Origin of the sequence: Synechococcus sp. 63AY4M2, from assembly GCF_002760475.1 — a bacterium.
Taxonomy (GTDB): domain Bacteria; phylum Cyanobacteriota; class Cyanobacteriia; order Thermostichales; family Thermostichaceae; genus Thermostichus.
This window is the reverse complement of sequence record NZ_AXUX01000001.1, coordinates 129,551-144,574: the sequence shown is the minus strand read 5'-3', so window position 1 is coordinate 144,574 and position 15,024 is coordinate 129,551. Positions and strand designations below refer to the sequence as shown.

General features: G+C 62.9%; 16 protein-coding genes. 3 read left to right on the top strand and 13 right to left on the bottom strand.

All coding sequences use genetic code 11. From position 1 onward, the window contains the following. Nucleotides 1-213: 213 nt before the first annotated feature. The 13 genes from SYN63AY4M2_RS00665 to rpmJ all read right to left on the bottom strand — a co-directional run bounded on the left by SYN63AY4M2_RS00665 (nucleotide 214) and on the right by rpmJ (nucleotide 9,885). Nucleotides 214-654, bottom strand: a complete 441-nt coding sequence (locus SYN63AY4M2_RS00665) for an Hsp20/alpha crystallin family protein (protein ID WP_099887123.1) — start codon at nucleotides 652-654, stop codon at nucleotides 214-216. A gap of 184 nt (nucleotides 655-838) precedes the next feature. Then, nucleotides 839-1,132: a PepSY domain-containing protein gene (locus tag SYN63AY4M2_RS00660; RefSeq protein WP_099812119.1), complete on the bottom strand. Its 294-nt coding sequence runs from the start codon at nucleotides 1,130-1,132 to the stop codon at nucleotides 839-841. A gap of 75 nt (nucleotides 1,133-1,207) precedes the next feature. After that, on the bottom strand, nucleotides 1,208-3,841 hold the full coding sequence (acnB, locus tag SYN63AY4M2_RS00655; protein ID WP_099887122.1) for a bifunctional aconitate hydratase 2/2-methylisocitrate dehydratase: 2,634 nt from the start codon (nucleotides 3,839-3,841) through the stop codon (nucleotides 1,208-1,210). A 74-nt stretch (nucleotides 3,842-3,915) separates the two neighbouring features. After that, nucleotides 3,916-5,001 carry a peptide chain release factor 1 gene (prfA, locus tag SYN63AY4M2_RS00650; RefSeq protein ID WP_011430291.1) on the bottom strand — a complete coding sequence of 362 codons (1,086 nt, stop codon included), beginning with the start codon at nucleotides 4,999-5,001 and terminating at the stop codon, nucleotides 3,916-3,918. A gap of 70 nt (nucleotides 5,002-5,071) precedes the next feature. Next, the gene (gene rpmE, locus SYN63AY4M2_RS00645; RefSeq protein ID WP_011430292.1) at nucleotides 5,072-5,293 is read right to left on the bottom strand and encodes a 50S ribosomal protein L31; all 222 of its coding nucleotides are present in this window, start codon (nucleotides 5,291-5,293) and stop codon (nucleotides 5,072-5,074) included. Nucleotides 5,294-5,370: 77 nt separating this feature from the next. After that, entirely contained in the window at nucleotides 5,371-5,784 is a 414-nt protein-coding gene (gene rpsI / locus SYN63AY4M2_RS00640; protein WP_011430293.1) for a 30S ribosomal protein S9, read from the bottom strand. Next, entirely contained in the window at nucleotides 5,781-6,236 is a 456-nt protein-coding gene (gene rplM / locus SYN63AY4M2_RS00635) for a 50S ribosomal protein L13 (protein WP_011430294.1), read from the bottom strand. The genes rpsI and rplM overlap by 4 nt, the downstream gene beginning before the upstream one ends. Nucleotides 6,237-6,285: 49 nt before the next feature. Then, nucleotides 6,286-7,149 carry a tRNA pseudouridine(38-40) synthase TruA gene (truA, locus tag SYN63AY4M2_RS00630; protein ID WP_011430295.1) on the bottom strand — a complete coding sequence of 288 codons (864 nt, stop codon included), beginning with the start codon at nucleotides 7,147-7,149 and terminating at the stop codon, nucleotides 6,286-6,288. A 5-nt stretch (nucleotides 7,150-7,154) separates the two neighbouring features. Continuing rightward, complete coding sequence (gene rplQ / locus SYN63AY4M2_RS00625; protein ID WP_011430296.1) at nucleotides 7,155-7,505, bottom strand: 50S ribosomal protein L17; 351 nt, start codon at nucleotides 7,503-7,505, stop codon at nucleotides 7,155-7,157. A gap of 72 nt (nucleotides 7,506-7,577) precedes the next feature. Then, nucleotides 7,578-8,573: a DNA-directed RNA polymerase subunit alpha gene (locus SYN63AY4M2_RS00620; protein ID WP_011430297.1), complete on the bottom strand. Its 996-nt coding sequence runs from the start codon at nucleotides 8,571-8,573 to the stop codon at nucleotides 7,578-7,580. Nucleotides 8,574-8,695: 122 nt separating this feature from the next. Further along, nucleotides 8,696-9,082: a 30S ribosomal protein S11 gene (gene rpsK, locus SYN63AY4M2_RS00615; RefSeq protein ID WP_011430298.1), complete on the bottom strand. Its 387-nt coding sequence runs from the start codon at nucleotides 9,080-9,082 to the stop codon at nucleotides 8,696-8,698. Between the two features lie 88 nt (nucleotides 9,083-9,170). Further along, nucleotides 9,171-9,554 carry a 30S ribosomal protein S13 gene (gene rpsM, locus SYN63AY4M2_RS00610; protein ID WP_011430299.1) on the bottom strand — a complete coding sequence of 128 codons (384 nt, stop codon included), beginning with the start codon at nucleotides 9,552-9,554 and terminating at the stop codon, nucleotides 9,171-9,173. Nucleotides 9,555-9,768: 214 nt separating this feature from the next. Beyond that, the gene (rpmJ, locus tag SYN63AY4M2_RS00605) at nucleotides 9,769-9,885 is read right to left on the bottom strand and encodes a 50S ribosomal protein L36 (protein WP_011430300.1); all 117 of its coding nucleotides are present in this window, start codon (nucleotides 9,883-9,885) and stop codon (nucleotides 9,769-9,771) included. Between the two features lie 167 nt (nucleotides 9,886-10,052). Here rpmJ and SYN63AY4M2_RS00600 point away from each other — a divergent pair, with 167 nt between their 5' ends. The 3 genes from SYN63AY4M2_RS00600 to SYN63AY4M2_RS00590 all read left to right on the top strand — a co-directional run bounded on the left by SYN63AY4M2_RS00600 (nucleotide 10,053) and on the right by SYN63AY4M2_RS00590 (nucleotide 14,946). Continuing rightward, nucleotides 10,053-12,011, top strand: coding sequence for a carboxypeptidase regulatory-like domain-containing protein (locus SYN63AY4M2_RS00600; RefSeq protein ID WP_240530462.1), 1,959 nt, complete (start codon nucleotides 10,053-10,055; stop codon nucleotides 12,009-12,011). A 58-nt stretch (nucleotides 12,012-12,069) separates the two neighbouring features. Continuing rightward, nucleotides 12,070-13,107 (top strand): carboxypeptidase-like regulatory domain-containing protein, encoded by a 1,038-nt coding sequence (locus tag SYN63AY4M2_RS00595; RefSeq protein ID WP_011430302.1) that lies wholly within the window; start codon nucleotides 12,070-12,072, stop codon nucleotides 13,105-13,107. A 186-nt stretch (nucleotides 13,108-13,293) separates the two neighbouring features. Beyond that, on the top strand, nucleotides 13,294-14,946 hold the full coding sequence (locus tag SYN63AY4M2_RS00590; protein ID WP_099812116.1) for a phospholipid carrier-dependent glycosyltransferase: 1,653 nt from the start codon (nucleotides 13,294-13,296) through the stop codon (nucleotides 14,944-14,946). Nucleotides 14,947-15,024 lie beyond the last annotated feature (78 nt).

The window sequence follows — 15,024 nt, the reverse complement described above, 5'->3', positions numbered from 1 at the left end:
CACTTCGCCCTCAAACTTATCCAACCCTAGGGGCAGAGGTCAAATCGGATCCCTGGGCTGGAGTAAGCTGGGGTCGCCCTCACCCCCAGCCCCTCTCCCAGAGGGAGAGGGGAGTTGAGGATCGAAAAGCCAAAAAACCCAAAAAGGTAGGCCACGAGCCTACCTCTGGGATCTGGATCTTGTTAAGCCAAAAGTGGCGCTCGCCTCCCCCCCTTAGGAGACAACGTTCACTTTGACCACTTGGGCTTTTTCGGAGTCCGCCTTGGGCAGAGTCAGGGTGAGGATCCCATCTTTGTATTCCGCTTTCACCTGATCGTGTTTGATCCGGTTCGGCAGCGGGATCACCCGTTGGAAGCGCCCATAACGGAATTCAGTCCGGGTTACCCCTTTGTCTTCAGAGCGCTTCTCAAATCGCCGTTCCCCGGTGATGGAGACCGCTTCGGCTGTCGCCTGGATGTCCAGATCGTTGGGGTTCAAGCCGGGCAGCTCCAGCTTCAGGGTAATGGTTTCGGGATCATCGTGCATTTCCACCGCCGGCACAAAAGTATAGGCATCGGTCTCGGCGGGGCGAGCCATCAGCCGGTCAAACATCCGGTTCATTTCCCGTTGAATTTCGTCAATTTCCCGAAAGGGATCCCAGCGAACCAGAGCCATATCTATCCACCTCCTGAGCAGATTTTGGTTAACTTTTGGTTAGCTTCTCTTTAAGTTAAGATTTACTCACCAGGCTTTAGCCTAGCCTCTGTACATTAGGATAAGTGATCTGGCTGGCTCAAGAGGGCGAGTTTTCTGGAAATCGATGGGGGTATTTTCTCGCCCAAGGAATAGGAGAAAGCTGTCAGGAATCGGTGCGCTTGGGGGGGCGGTGGGATCTCGTCTGCAGCCACAAACTCAGGCCGGTAGCCACCATCAGCAACAGCCCCAAGCCGTTTAAGAACGGGTAGACGGCCTGCAGATCCAGAGGCCCCCATTGCCCTTTGTGGATTTGGATCAGCCAGTAGTAGTCGAAGTTGTCGTTGAGGCGGGCAATTTGGTAAAGGGATCCCGTTACCACCGTTACCACCAAGGGCAGAGCCAGGATGGGGGCCAGGGCGCGGTGGATCTGGCGGGCGAGTTTTCGAGGCGGGGCCATCAGGGTTTCTCCAAGGCTAAGGCCACCACCTTGCCATGGTAGCAGGGCAGCCCAAGCTGCCAAGCCCCCCTGGGTCTAGGGACGGATCCCGAGGGCTTCCTCCAGCTTGGGCATTTGCTCGCGGGGGATAACCCGCCCTTCGTCCTCAAAGCCGGGGATCTCGTGGAAGTTGAGGTAGCGGTACAGCTCGCCGGCAAAGGGCTGGATCTTGGTGGCGACGATCTCCCGGTATTCCTCAGGGGTAGGGATCCGGCCCAAGAGGGCGCAGGCGGCAGCCAGCTCGGCGGATCCCAGATAGACCCGCGCGTCTTTGCCCATGCGGTTGTTGAAGTTGCGGGTGGAGGTGGACATAACCGTGGCCCCGTCTGCCACCCGCGCCTGGTTGCCCATGCACAGGCTGCAGCCGGGCATCTCCGTCCTCGCCCCGGCAGCGGCAAAGGTGCCGTACACCCCTTCGGCGCGCAGTTGCGCCTCGTCCATGCGGGTGGGAGGACAGATCCAAAATTGGCGCACCTTGGCCCGCCCCTGGCCTTCCAAAATCTTGGCGGCGGCGCGGTAGTGGCCAATGTTGGTCATGCAGGAGCCAATGAACACCTCGTCAATGTGGATGGGTGTGTCGGGGTTGCCGGCCGCGTGCTGGGCGTGGACTTCGCTCAGGGTCATCACCTTGTCGGGATCGTTGGGGGCACAGACAATTGGCTCGGTGATGGTGCTGAGATCAATCTCGATGACGGCGGCGTATTCGGCGTCGGGATCCGCCTCCATCAGGGTGGGGTTGGCCAGCCAGGCCTCCATCTTGGCAATGCGCCGCAGCAGGGTGCGAGCGTCCTGATAGCCGCGGGCAATCATGTTTTTCAGCAGCACCACGTTGGAGCGCAGGTACTCGGCAACGCTCTCAACGCTTAGCTTAATGGTGCAGGCGGCGCAGTTGCGTTCCGCCGAGGCGTCGGTGAACTCGAAGGCTTGCTCCACCTTCAGATTGGGCAGGCCCTCGATCTCCATAATTCGCCCGGCAAAGACGTTTTTCTTGCCCTGTTTCTCGACGGTGAGCAGCCCCCGCTGGATGGCCACGTAGGGGATGGCGTGGACAATGTCCCGCAGGGTGATCCCGGGCTGCAGTTCCCCCTTAAAGCGCACCAGCACCGACTCCGGCATATTCAGGGGCATCACCCCCATGGCGGCGGCAAAGGCCACCAGCCCAGAGCCAGCCGGGAAGGAAATGCCCAAAGGGAAGCGGGTGTGGGAGTCGCCCCCAGTGCCGACGGTATCGGGCAGCAGCATGCGGTTGAGCCAGGAGTGGATGATGCCGTCGCCTGGCCGCAGGACGACACCTCCCCGCGAGGCAAAAAAGTCGGGCAGCTCTTTGTGAACCTGGATATCCACCGGCTTGGGATAGGCGGCGGTGTGGCAGAAGCTCTGCAGCACCAGGTCGGCGCTGAAGCCCAGACAGGCCAATTCCTTGAGCTCGTCGCGGGTCATGGGGCCGGTGGTGTCCTGGGATCCCACCGTGGTGATCAGCGGCTCGCAACTGGTGCCGGGGCGCACTCCGGGCAGCCCGCAGGCTTTGCCGACGATTTTCTGGGCCAGGGTATAGCCCTTGCCCGTGTCGGCGGGCGGGGTGGGGCGAATGAACAGGGGGGAGGGATCCAGCCCCAGGGCCTGGCGGGTTTTGTCGGTAAGGGCCCGGCCAATCAAGAGAGGGATGCGGCCCCCGGCCCGCACCTCGTCGGGCAGCGTCACAGGCTGCAGGGAAAAGGTGGTGAGGACTTGGCCATCCTCAGAGCGGATAACGCCCTCGTAGGGGTAGATCGTCACTACCATGCCCGTCTCCAGGCAGGAGACATCGCACTGGATGGGCAGGGCGCCGGCATCTTCGGCGGTGGTGAAGAAAATGGGCGCGATCGTGCCCCCCAGAATCACCCCGCCGGCCCGCTTGTTGGGCACATAGGGAATGTCGTGGCCGATGTGCCAGAGCAGGGAATTAAGGGCGGACTTGCGGGAAGATCCCGTGCCCACCACATCCCCCACAAAGGCCACCGGATGGCCGCGGCGCTTCAGCTCGGCAATGGCTGCTATCGCTCCCGGCGCCCGCGATTCCAGCATGCTCTGGGCATGAAGGGGAATATCGGGGCGGGTGGTGGCGTGGGCGGCCGGGGAGAGGTCGTCGGTGTTGATCTCGCCGGCAATTTTGAACACCGTCGCCGTGATCGCCTCGGCCAGGGGCGGCCTGGCGGTGAACCACTCCCCTTCCGCCCAAGAGTGGAGCACCTGTCGGGCATAGGCGTTGCCCGCTTGGCTCAGCTCCAGCACGTCGTGGAAGGCGTCGAAAACCAGCAGCGTGTGGCTGAGGGCGCGGGCCGCTGCGGCGGCAATTTCCGGTCGCTCATCCTGCAGCAGCTCCAGCAACACCTGGACGTTGTAGCCCCCCAGCATCGTGCCCAAGAGCTCTACCGCCCGCAGGGGGGTAATGAGGGGCGAGTGCACTTCTTCCTTAGCCACAGCGGCCAAAAAGCCCGCCTTCACATAGGCCGCTTCGTCCACCCCCGGCGGGACGCGCTCTGTAAGCAGATGCAACAAAAAGGCCTCTTCGCCGGCGGGGGGATCCTTGAGCAGCTCGCACACCTGGCTGGTCTGGGCGGCGTTCAAGGGCAGCGGCGGGATCCCTTGGGCCGCGCGGGCAGCAGCATGTTGGCGGTACTCGGCCAGCATGGGGAGGATTCCTTAGGTCACTCGATGTGGGTATTCATTCTACCGCCAGCTCGGCAGCAGCCAGCTCTGCCCCCTCAGGATAGCTCCGCCAACAGCTCTTTTTGGTATAGGCCAATACAAGCCTGGATCAACTCGTCCAGCTCCCCTTCCAAAATTGGCTCGAGCAGGAAGTTCTGGTTGAGGCGGTGATCGGTAACCCGGTTGTCTTTGTAGTTGTAGGTGCGAATTTTTTCCGAGCGCGATCCCGTTCCCACCTGCATGCGACGGGCGGAGCTGATGGAGGCCTGTTGCTCCTGCAGCTTCATCTCGTAGAGCTTGGCCCGCAAAATCTGCATCGCCCGCTGCCGGTTCTGCAGCTGGGAGCGCTCCTCGGTACAAAACACGCGGATGCCGGTGGGCTTGTGGAGGAGGTCCACCGCCGTTTCCACCTTGTTCACGTTTTGGCCGCCCGCCCCGCCGGAGCGCGCCGTCTTGATCTCGATGTCCTTCGGGTCGATCACCACCTCCACCTCGTCCACTTCCGGCATCACCGCCACCGTGGCCGTCGAGGTGTGGACGCGCCCCTGGGCCTCTGTCACGGGCACCCGCTGCACCCGATGCACGCCGGCCTCGAACTTCAGCTTGCTGTAGACCTGATCCCCGCGAATTTCCAGGATGGCCTCTTTGTAGCCTCCCATCTCTCCTTCCGAGAGGCTGGCCAGGCGCACCGACCAGCCCATCTTCTCGGCGTAGCGGGTGTACATGCGGGCCAAATCCGCCGCCCACAGGGCCGCCTCCTCGCCGCCGGTGCCGGCGCGGATTTCCAACATAATGTTTTTCTCGTCGTTGGGATCCCGGGGCAGCAGCAGCAGGGTCAGCTTTTCCTCCAGTTGTTCTTGGCGGACGCGCAGTTGCTCCAGTTCTGCCCTGGCCATCGCCTCCAGCTCTGGGTCGTCGGAAGCCACCTCCCGCAGCAGCTCTTCCGTCTGCTTCAGCTCGCGAGTGAGCTTTTGCCACTCGTGAAAGGTCTGGACGGTGGCTTCTAGGGAGGAGCGGGCCTTGGCAATCCGCTGCAGCTCAGCCGGATCGGTCGCCACATCGGGATCGGCCAGACGTACCGTCAGCTCCTGAAAGGTGGCTTCAACGTTTTTAAGCTGCTCGATGAGTTGAGCAGAGGCCATAGATCCAGTGTCAGCGAAGACTCACAGCAATGCCCAGCAAGGCAGAAAAGAAACTCAGATTGAAGCTCGGCTACCTAGCTTTCTTGCCGCCCATGCCGTACTTGCGCATGAACTTGTCCACGCGGCCTTCGCTGTCAATGATCTTCTGGCTGCCGGTGAAAAAGGGATGGTTGCCCGACCAAACATCGACCTTCAGCTCCGGCTTGGTGGATCCCACTGTCATCACCACTTCGCCGTTGCAGATGACTTTGGCTTCGGGATACCACTGGGGGTGTATTCCTTTTTTGGGCATGGCAATCTCCTCCTCTGGGCCTGTTCCTATACCCTTGTCTATCAACATCTAACTTGAAAAAGCAATGGCAGGGATCCCTAGCGCTTCGAGTACTGGGGAGCCTTGCGGGCCTTGCGTAGGCCATATTTCTTCCGTTCCACGGCGCGCGGATCCCGTTTTAGGTAGCCCTCTGTCTTGAGGGGGCCGCGGTTAGCCGGATCCACCTCGCAGAGGGCGCGCGCCACGCCCAACTTGATGGCATCGGCCTGACCGTGGACGCCGCCGCCATGAGCCCGCACCAAGATGTCGTAGGAGTTCTCTAGGCCGAGGAGCTCCAACGGCGCTTTCACACTGGCCAGTAGCGCCTCCTGGTATTGCAGGTATTGGTCGCCGGGCCTGTCGTTGATGATCAGCTTGCCGGTGCCGGGCACCAGGCGCACGCGGGCGACAGCCGTTTTGCGGCGTCCGGTTCCCCAGTAGACGGCTCGTTGGCTGCTGGCTGCTTGGGTCATACTTTGGCTCCTGGGATCGTGTGGATGGGGTAAACCTGAGGTTGCTGGGCCTCGTGGGGGTGGTGGGGCCCGGCGTACACTTTTAGCTTGGTGAATTGCCGCCGGCCCAGGCGGGTGTGGGGCAACATCCCCTTCACTGCTTTCTCAATCACCCGCTCCGGCAGGCGAGCTTGCAGTTGGGCAAAAGTCTCGACTTTCATGCCGCCGGGACGGCCAGAGTGGCGGCGGTAGAGCTTTTGGGTGCGCTTTTTGCCGGTGACCACCACTTTCTCGGCGTTGATCACGATCACGTAGTCCCCCGTATCCAGGTGAGGGGTGAAGTTGGGTTTGTGCTTGCCCCGCAGGAGCTTGGCCACAACCACGGCCAAGCGGCCGAGGCGCTGGTTGGCAGCGTCCACCAGATACCAGCGAGGGGTTAGAGTTTCGGGGGGAGGAACGGGAGTTGTGTTCATGGCAGCCAAGGATGACATCAACCGCAGAATGGAATGGACAAGAAAACGCCTAGGCCAGGGAAGAAACACACAAAGCCGCCGACCAATCGGGGGTTTTGGGCAACCCCTGCAGGGGCAAGGCCCAAAAGGGCGGCGAGTGAGCGAAGCGGCGGCCAAAGGGATCCCCAGCATAGCCCACATCCACCAGGCACAGCCCTTGCGGAGGGGCGCTGTAGCGGGTGCGCATCCGGCTCCAGTCGTTGTGTTGCCAGAGGTGGACAAATTGTTGTGGGCTGATCTCGCCACGGCCCACCACCTCCAGGGATCCCACCAGCAGCCGCATCATGCGGTAGAGAAAGCCGCTGGCCTGCACCTCGATGCTGATGAGATCCCCCAGCCGCTGGCAGAGCACCTCCTGCACCTGCACCCGCGAGTGGGGCCGGTCGGATCCCCGGCGGCGAAAGGCTTCTAGGCTGTGCTCGCCCAGAAGAGAGTTGAGGGCCTCCGCCATCGGCTCCACCTGCAAAGGCCAGCGCACCTGCCAGCTAAAGAGGCGCCAGAACACATCCGGCAGCTCCCGGTTCAGGATCAAGTAGCGATAGCGGCGCCAGCGAGCCGAAAAGCGGGCATGCCAGAAATCGGGCACCTGAGCGGAAGCCAATACCACCACATCTTCCGGCAGACAGTCGTTGAGCACCCGCGCCCACTCCGTCGGCGGGATGCCAGAGGTGGTGTCGAAGTGGGCCACCTGGCCCGAGGCATGAACCCCCGTATCGGTGCGACCTGCCCCGTAGAGGGCCACCGGGTGCCCGGCCCGCAACGCAATCGCCTCCTCCAGTACCCCTTGCACGGTGCGGTGGCCCGCTTGCCGCTGCCAGCCGCGAAAGCCGCTGCCGAGGTACTGAATTTTCAGGGCAATGCGACGGCTCTGCATGGGGCCTACACCAACTCGATGACCGCCATTTCTGCCCCGTCGCCCCGTCGACGCACCGTGCGCAGGATGCGGGTGTAGCCCCCAGGCCGATCGCGGTAGCGCTCCGGCGCTTGCTCAAACAGGGAGCGCACCAGCTCCTTGTCATAGATGTAGGCCAGGGCCTGCCGCCGCGCTGCCAGAGAGCCGTCCTTGGCCAGGGTGATCATTTTCTCAGTGGTGGCGCGAATGGCTTTGGCGCGGGCTTTGGTGGTCGTGATCCGCCCTTCCCGCAGCAGGGCCGTGGTCAGCGCCCGCATCAGGGCCTTGCGCTGGTCGGCGGGCTTGTTGAGGTGAGGGGTACGACGGCGGTGACGCATAGTAGCCTCTGCCTTTTATCTTGTGTCCTGTGGAGATGTTGACCGGTTTTGCCGCAGCGAGCCGGCAAGGCTCTACGTCTTGCTCCTTTCGCGGGGCAAGGTTAGGCCTAGGCGGTTCTTCAAAGCTTGCACCACCTCTTCCGCGGATTTTTGGCCGAAGTTTTTGATCTCCAGCAAATCCTCTTCGGTATAAACCAATAGATCCGCCACCGTATTGATTTGAGCGCGCTTCAGGCAGTTGTAAGCCCGTACCGAGAGCTGCAGCTCTTCGATGGGGATCTGGTTCTTCTGGTTATCCTCAGCTTGCCGGGGCTCTGGCGGGGTGTCGAAGCTGACCTCCTGCAGCGGCGAGAACAGGCCCACCAAAATGCGAGCCGCCTGGCTGAGGGCCTCCTGGGGGGTGAGGCTGCCGTTGGTCCAAATCTCCAAAATTAGGCGATCTTTTTCCAGAGATTGTCCCACCCGCGCCGCCTCAACGGTGTAGTTGACTTTGCGCACCGGCATGAAGACGGAGTCGATCTGGAGAAAGTCGATGGCCATCGATTTGCTGTCGGAGTAATCGACGGCACGGTAGCCACGTCCGCGGCCAATCATGAACTCCATTTCCAGGATCGCCCCTTCCGCCAAGGTGGCAATGTGATGGCGGGGGTTGATCACTTCCACCTCGCTGGGCAATTGCAGCTTCTCGGCGGTCACCTCTCCCGGCCCTTGTGCCACCAAACGGCCCACCTGCGTGTCGGGAGCGTTGGAGCGCAGCACCAGCTCCTTCATGTTGAGTAGGATCTCCATCACGTCTTCCCGCACCCCCGGCACCGTGGAAAACTCGTGGGTCACCCCGGCAATGCGTACAGCGGTTACTGCCGTCCCTTCTAGGTTGGAGAGCAACACCCGCCGCAGGGCGTTGCCCACCGTGATCCCTTGACCCCGCTCCAGTGGCCCCAGGGCAAATTTGCCGTAGTGAACGCCATTGGCTTCCTGATGGGATTCGACGCACTCGGTCTGGTAGGGAGCAGCACTAGAAGCGGCTTTGCTGCCCAGATTGTGGAGGGTTCGGCTGGTCTGCATCATAGAGTAGCCCCGTCCGTCTGGCTCAACATCTGTTTGGAGAACTTAGAAGACTGGAGGCCATGCCTCACATCCTGCAGGAGGGCAAGCCTGTCGCCAGCGCTTGGCCCGCCCTGGGGATCCCTTTAGACGCGCCGCCGCTTGGGGGGACGGCAGCCGTTGTGGGGAATGGGAGTGATATCTCGAATCAGGGTGATTTCTAGACCAGTGGCCTGCAGAGCGCGAATGGCGGTTTCCCGACCGGCGCCAGGGCCACTCACCATTACCTCAATCTGGCGCATGCCGTTCTCCATGGCCTGACGCGCTGCGCTCTCTGCCGCCATTTGGGCTGCAAAGGGGGTGCCTTTCTTGGCGCCCTTGAACCCCGTAGAACCTGCGGAGGCCCAAGACACCACGTCGCCATTGGGATCCGTGATGGTGACGATGGTGTTGTTGAAGGTGGACTGAATGTAGGCCACACCGTTGGGGACATTCTTCTTGACCTTGCGTCCGCGCCGTTGCTGCCGAGCCATGACCTGTGCGTCCTTTGAACAACTGTTTACATCCCGTTTTGCAGTTTGGAGAGGGTGGGAAACTCTGCCCGCCGCCCCAGCCGCGCCACTACTTCTTGGCGGGAGCTTTCTTCTTGCCGGCCACCGTCTTCCTGACCCCCTTGCGGGTGCGGGCGTTGGTGCGGGTGCGCTGGCCACGCACAGGCAGGTTCAGACGATGGCGGCGGCCCCGATAGGTGCCGATGTCGATCAGCCGCTTAATGTTCATCGCCTCCTGCCGGCGCAGATCTCCCTCCACCTGGTACTCGCCTTCTACCACTGCCCTCAAGGCGGCCACCTCGGCGTCGGTAAGGTCGCGGGTGCGGGTATCGGGGTTGATGCCGGTCTTCGCCAAAATTTGGCGGGAGCGGGTCAGCCCAATGCCGTAGATGTAGGTGAGGGCGATCTCGACTCGCTTGTCGCGTGGGATGTCAACTCCCGCAATCCGTGCCATGGTCGGTGGTACCTTTCAAACAAACTTAGATAAACTTGCTCCATAGGCCAGGCCGAGGTTGGCGGCGTGGAGCTTTGGCCGGAAGACGTCGCTGTTGAGGTGAAGAACCCAGAGTCTCCTCTCGCCAAGAGAGGGGTTGCTTGATCTTCCGCGGCGGCAGCAGGGCCGTTTGGATCTGTTCCCCACCGTCGGGCGCACTCCTCCATCCGCCCCTCTACCCCTGCCGCTGCTTGTGCTTGGGGTTGGCAGGGCAAATCACCATCACCCGGCCATGGCGGCGGATGACTCGGCACTTTTCGCAGATTCGACGGACGGAGGGCCGCACCTTCATGGTTTATCCTGACGAAACCAGCGAATATCCATTTTAAGGTCGCCGCGGCAGACTGTCAAAAATTGTTTGGGTTTTCTGACGTGAATCCAATAGGGAAGGGCGAGCAGGTTGGCTATGCTGGTTGGGCGCAGAAGCAGAGCAGGCGCGGTTGAGGAGCGAAGAAGGCGATGCGCTGGCAATGGCTGGTTGTGCTGATGAGCGGCGTGCTGGGCTTGGGATCCCCCGTGTTGGGGCAAGGGATCCCTTCGCCGGAAACAGGCTCTCCCGCTTCTGGGGGGAACCTCTCGGCGGACGGGAATGAACTGAGGACAGAGGGGGATTGGCTGTTGCCCTTGCCCAGCTCTGCCGATTGCCTCGATGCGGTGCCGGAGCGGGGCTGGCTGGCGGTGGGACTGTTGGAAGCGCAGGCAGTGGCGCTGCTGGATGGGGCGAGCGGGGATCCCTTGTGGCAGGTGGCGGTGGGGTTTGCCCCCGGCGTGGTGCGGGTGGATGCGGCACGGCAGGTGGTCTATGCCGCCGGCCCCCATGCTCCTGGGGTGGTGGCCCTCGATCTGCTCACCGGAGAGCTGCTGCAGGCCTACGGGCTGCCGGCGGGGGTTCTGGACATGGCTGTGGATGCGGCCAGGGGGCGGGTTTTCGCCTCCCTGCCCGCCGCCCAAAGCTTGGCGGTGATTCCCGCTCCGAACCGCCAACGGCATGGATCGGAGCCGCCGCAGGCCCGCAACTTGCCGCTGCCGGGGCCACCTTTGGCTTTGGCCTATGCCCCAGAGCGGGGATCCCTGTTTGTCGGCCTGGCTGGGGAGGATCCCCTCAGCCTGCTGGTGGTCAACCCCGACAATGGAGAGCTGCTGGCCCGCTGGCGCGGCGGCAACACGCCGGAAGCCATGGTCCTAGATGCGCAACAGCAGCGCCTGGTGGTGCTCAACTCGGGCAGCCAAGATCTGACGGTGCTGGATCTGGATCGCAGCGGCGAGGCTCTGCAGCGGATTGGCTTGGATTGGCGACCGACGCGGCTGGCCCTTTCTCCCGATGGCCGCTGGGCCTACGTGACCTCCCGCAACAGCGACCGCCTGCAAATCGTGGATCTGGAGGCGGGGCGATTGGCCGCCTCGCTGCGGCTGGAGGGGCAGCCAACGGGTCTGGTGAGGCTGGGCGATCGGGATCTGTGGGTGGTGGCGGCAGGGATCCCGGCTTTGCGGCGTCTGGTGGATATTGAGGCTCAAGTTGGCGAGCGCGAGACCGAGGCCCAGATCCCCTCTTCAGGCAACCGCGGGGTGGTGACGGGGCGGGTGCTGGACATTGCCGGCCAACCCGTCCAGACGGGGGTTTTGCGCCTGGCCGCCACCTCTACCCAACCCCAGCAGACGGTTCGCATCGCCGCCGACGGCACCTATGTCCTGCCGGAACTGCCGGCGGGGCTGTACCTGGTGGATGTGGAGGTGCCGGGGTTTCCGCCCACCAGCACCCAGGTGGAGGTGCGGGCCGGTTTTGTATCCAGCCAAGATATTCGCCTGCCGCCGGGGCAGCCGGCCCGCCAGCCGGAGGGCATTGGCCTGTTGCCGGATGAGCCGGTTTACTCGGATGAGCTGGCCCGCCACCTCAGCCTGGCCCTGAAGGAGTTACAGCCGCAGCGACCCGTGATCCTCCTCAAGGGGCCACTGGGGCCGGATCCCCGCTTTGAGCCGCTTTTGCCCCTCGTCCAGGATCTGACACTCTTGGATCGGGATGAGCGCTACACCGCCGACTTGGCCAAGCTGAAGGCCGTTGGCGATGCCCTGGGCTTGCGCTACATCCTCTTGACTCACCTGCAGATCTCGCGGGATTACAACCGCCAGGGCAGCCCGCTGCTGAATACGGCCTTGCGCTTTCTGGCGCCGACGGTGCCGGTGGAAATTCCCAATTTCACCCCCAACCAGTTGCGCAGCCGCGGGGTGGTGGTGGTGGTGGACTTGCAGCGGGATCGACCGGGGGATCGGGCTCGCTACTACGAGGCCTATGGCCGGGACGACGTGGGCGGGGATCCGCTGTTTGAAGATGCGGCGGCGGGCCTGTTTCGGCTGCAGGTGCGCAACATGGTGCCCGTCTTTATCCAACAATGGCAGGCCAACAATCCCTTTGCGGGGTGAGGATCCCTGCAGCAGGATTTTGTCTCTCCAGAACCCACTGCGATTAGGGGATGTCGCCATGCCTTTCTTCTTCCTCACTTCGCTGCGGCGCAGGGTCCGCTTGGGCAGTCTGGCTCTCTGGTGCTGGCTGGCACTGACTCCAGGAGCGCTGGCCCAGGCGCCGGCCACCCCCCTTCCCCGTTTCACGCCGCTGTTTCCTTCTCATAACAGAGATCAAGCGGGATCCCAGGCGCGGCTGGTGGGCCAGGTGAGCAACAGCCTGGGTCAGCCGGTGGCCGGGGCGCAGGTGCAGTTGGAGGGCTTGGAGAACCTCGATCAGCCGATCCAAACGGACGAGCAGGGGGCGTTTGAGCTCAACCAGGCTCCTGCCGGACGTTGGATGTTGACCGTATGGCACCCCGACTACGAAATAGTGCAACAGGAGATCCTGCTGCAGGCGGGCCTGACCACCCCTGTAGATGTGGTTTTGCAGGTGCCCATCCGGCCCCAACCCCGGCGTCGCCTCGGCGTTTTGGGAGTGGGAGGACTGGAGCACACCCAGCTTTTAGGCCAGCGCCTGGCCATGGAGGCAGTGCGCCTGGGCCTGATCCCCAATAGCGAGAAGGTGGTGCCCCTGGACAACCGCCGCCTGCAGCCGATTCTGCGCCAGGTGGGCTGGCCGATCTACGAGCTGTTTGAGTGGGATCGCCGCAAGCCGGAAGCGGTAGGCCAGTTTTTCGATTACCTAGGCCTGGAGGCCATCGTCATCGCCCGCGTCGATGTCCTCACCCGCCCGGCCTCGCCCACGGAGGTGAGCCTGCGCTCCCGCAGCCGCCTAGAGCTGTGGCGGTTTGACGAGCAGGGCAACCTCGTGGCGGAGGTATTGGCGGAGGCCAGCCGCGACCAGGTGGAGCGGGGCAACCTCAACGCCGCTGAGCTGGCGCAGCTCTACCAAATCCAGGTCACCCAAATCGCCGCCGAAATCGGATCCCGCTGGCAAGCCAATCACCCCCTGGCCTCCTACCTAGAACTGGCCCCAGGCGAGGCCCCACCCCCGCCCTCGCGCCTGGATACAGCGGTGGAGCTGGTCATCCCCACCCCTACACCCACTCCCTAGAGCTCGCCCCCTCCCGTAGCCCCAGAAGTGGGGGTTCCAAGCAGCCGCTGTCAGCCCTATGCCCCGCAAAGTCGGAGCAAATGGCTGTTCTCGAGATCCTCCAGCTCTTCTAGGGAAGTCCAAAGAAGGGGAGCAGGGGCTAAAGTAACACTGGGGATCCTCGCCGTTTGTTGTTGGCTGCTGCCCATGAGTTCCGAACCCAACCCTCTTGCCGAAGATCGAGATCTAGGCCCGGAAGGAGATGAGCTGTCGCCAGCGTCTTCCGAGGGCGTTGGTGGAGTGGGATCCGGCGATCCTCCCGCTGCAGCAGAGCTCGCCACTTCCTCGTCCGCTTCTGCCTTGGTCGGGATTTGGCCGGAGGGATCCCGCCGCTGGCTGCTGGGGGGAGCGCTCGCCATCTTTCTGGTGGGCCTGGGGCTGCGCCTGTGGCGACTGGCCGAGTTGCCGGCGCCGGTGTTCGACGAGGTGTACTTTCCCAAGTTCGCCCAGAACTATCTCGACGGCGAGCCCCTCTACGACGTGCATCCGCCGCTGGGGAAGTACTTCATCGCCCTCAGTATCCAGCTTTTTGGCCGCAACGAGTGGGGCTTTCGCCTGGCCACCGCCTTGTGCGGATCCCTGATCCCGCTCTTGCTGACCGGCTTGGCCTACCGCCTCACCTATCACGTGGGCTTTGCCCTGTTGAGTGGGGCCCTGCTGCTCACGGACGGGGTGTTTCTGGTGGAGTCCCGCTTTGGCCTGATTAACGTGTACCTGGTGGCTTTTGGCCTGGCGGCCACCATTCTGCTGCTAAGCGGGCTGGAACGCCGCGGTTGGCAACGGGCCGTTCACCTGACCGGCTCGGGGATCCTCCTGGGGGCGGCGGCTTCCGTGAAGTGGAACGGCCTCTGGTTTGCCTTCATGTTTGCCCTGTTGGGGATCCTTGTTTGGGCGGTGGTCTGGCTGCGCCCGCAGTGGATCCCGCGTCTGGGCATTTTGATCCAAATCCGCCACCTGCGCTGGTGGCACTATGCCTTTTGCTTTGTCCTTGCGCCGCTGGCTTTCTACGCCATCCAGTGGATCCCCCACCTGCAGCTCAACCCGCAGCAGGGGCTAGCCCTGGGTTGGAGCTGGACTGGGATCCAGAATTACTTTCGCTCTCTAGTGCTCATCAATCAGGCGGTTTACAGCGGGCACCTGCATGCCGATCTCGTGGTGGACGAAAACACCCCCGTTCACCCCTACTGCTCCACCAGTTTGCGATCCCTGGTGGCCTGGTTCCCGGCGCTGCGCCCTTGGCTGACCACCCCCTTGGCCTCGGCAGGAGCCTGGTCTTGGCCGATTATGGGCCGCCCGGTGGGCTACTACTTCGCCGCGCAGGGCGACCTGTGGCGAGTGGTCCACGGCCTGGGCAATCCCTGGCTGTGGTGGCTGGGGACGGGATCCATCCTGGTGCTGGTCTGGCGGGGGATCCGCCGCTTCCATGGCGTGGAAGCCTTTATCTTAATTGGCTATGCGGCCAACTACCTGCCCTGGTTTATCGTCAGCCGCTGCGTTTTCATCTACCACTACATGAGCGCTCTGGCATTTAGCACCCTGGCCCTGGCCTGGCTGGTGCTGCTGGGCTGGCAGAGCTATCGCCGCTTCTGGCGCGGGGCGAGCATCACGGCAGTAGCCTTGGTTTTGGCGTCTTTTCTCTTCTTTTTCCCTGTTTGGTTTGGCCTTCCCCTCAGCCCCGGCGGATTTTATGCCCGCATGTGGTTCCGACCCACCCCTGTGCCCCTATTCTGCTTCAGTCCCCAAGCCTGCGAGCGGGCCCCCCTGCGCCTGCCGCCCATTCCCGGCTTGAACTGGATTTGAGGAGGGCATGGTAAGCTTTGTGCAGTTTGTTTCAGGAGTAGCTGCGCTTCGTTGCCCAAAGGCGGGGTGCGGTTTGTC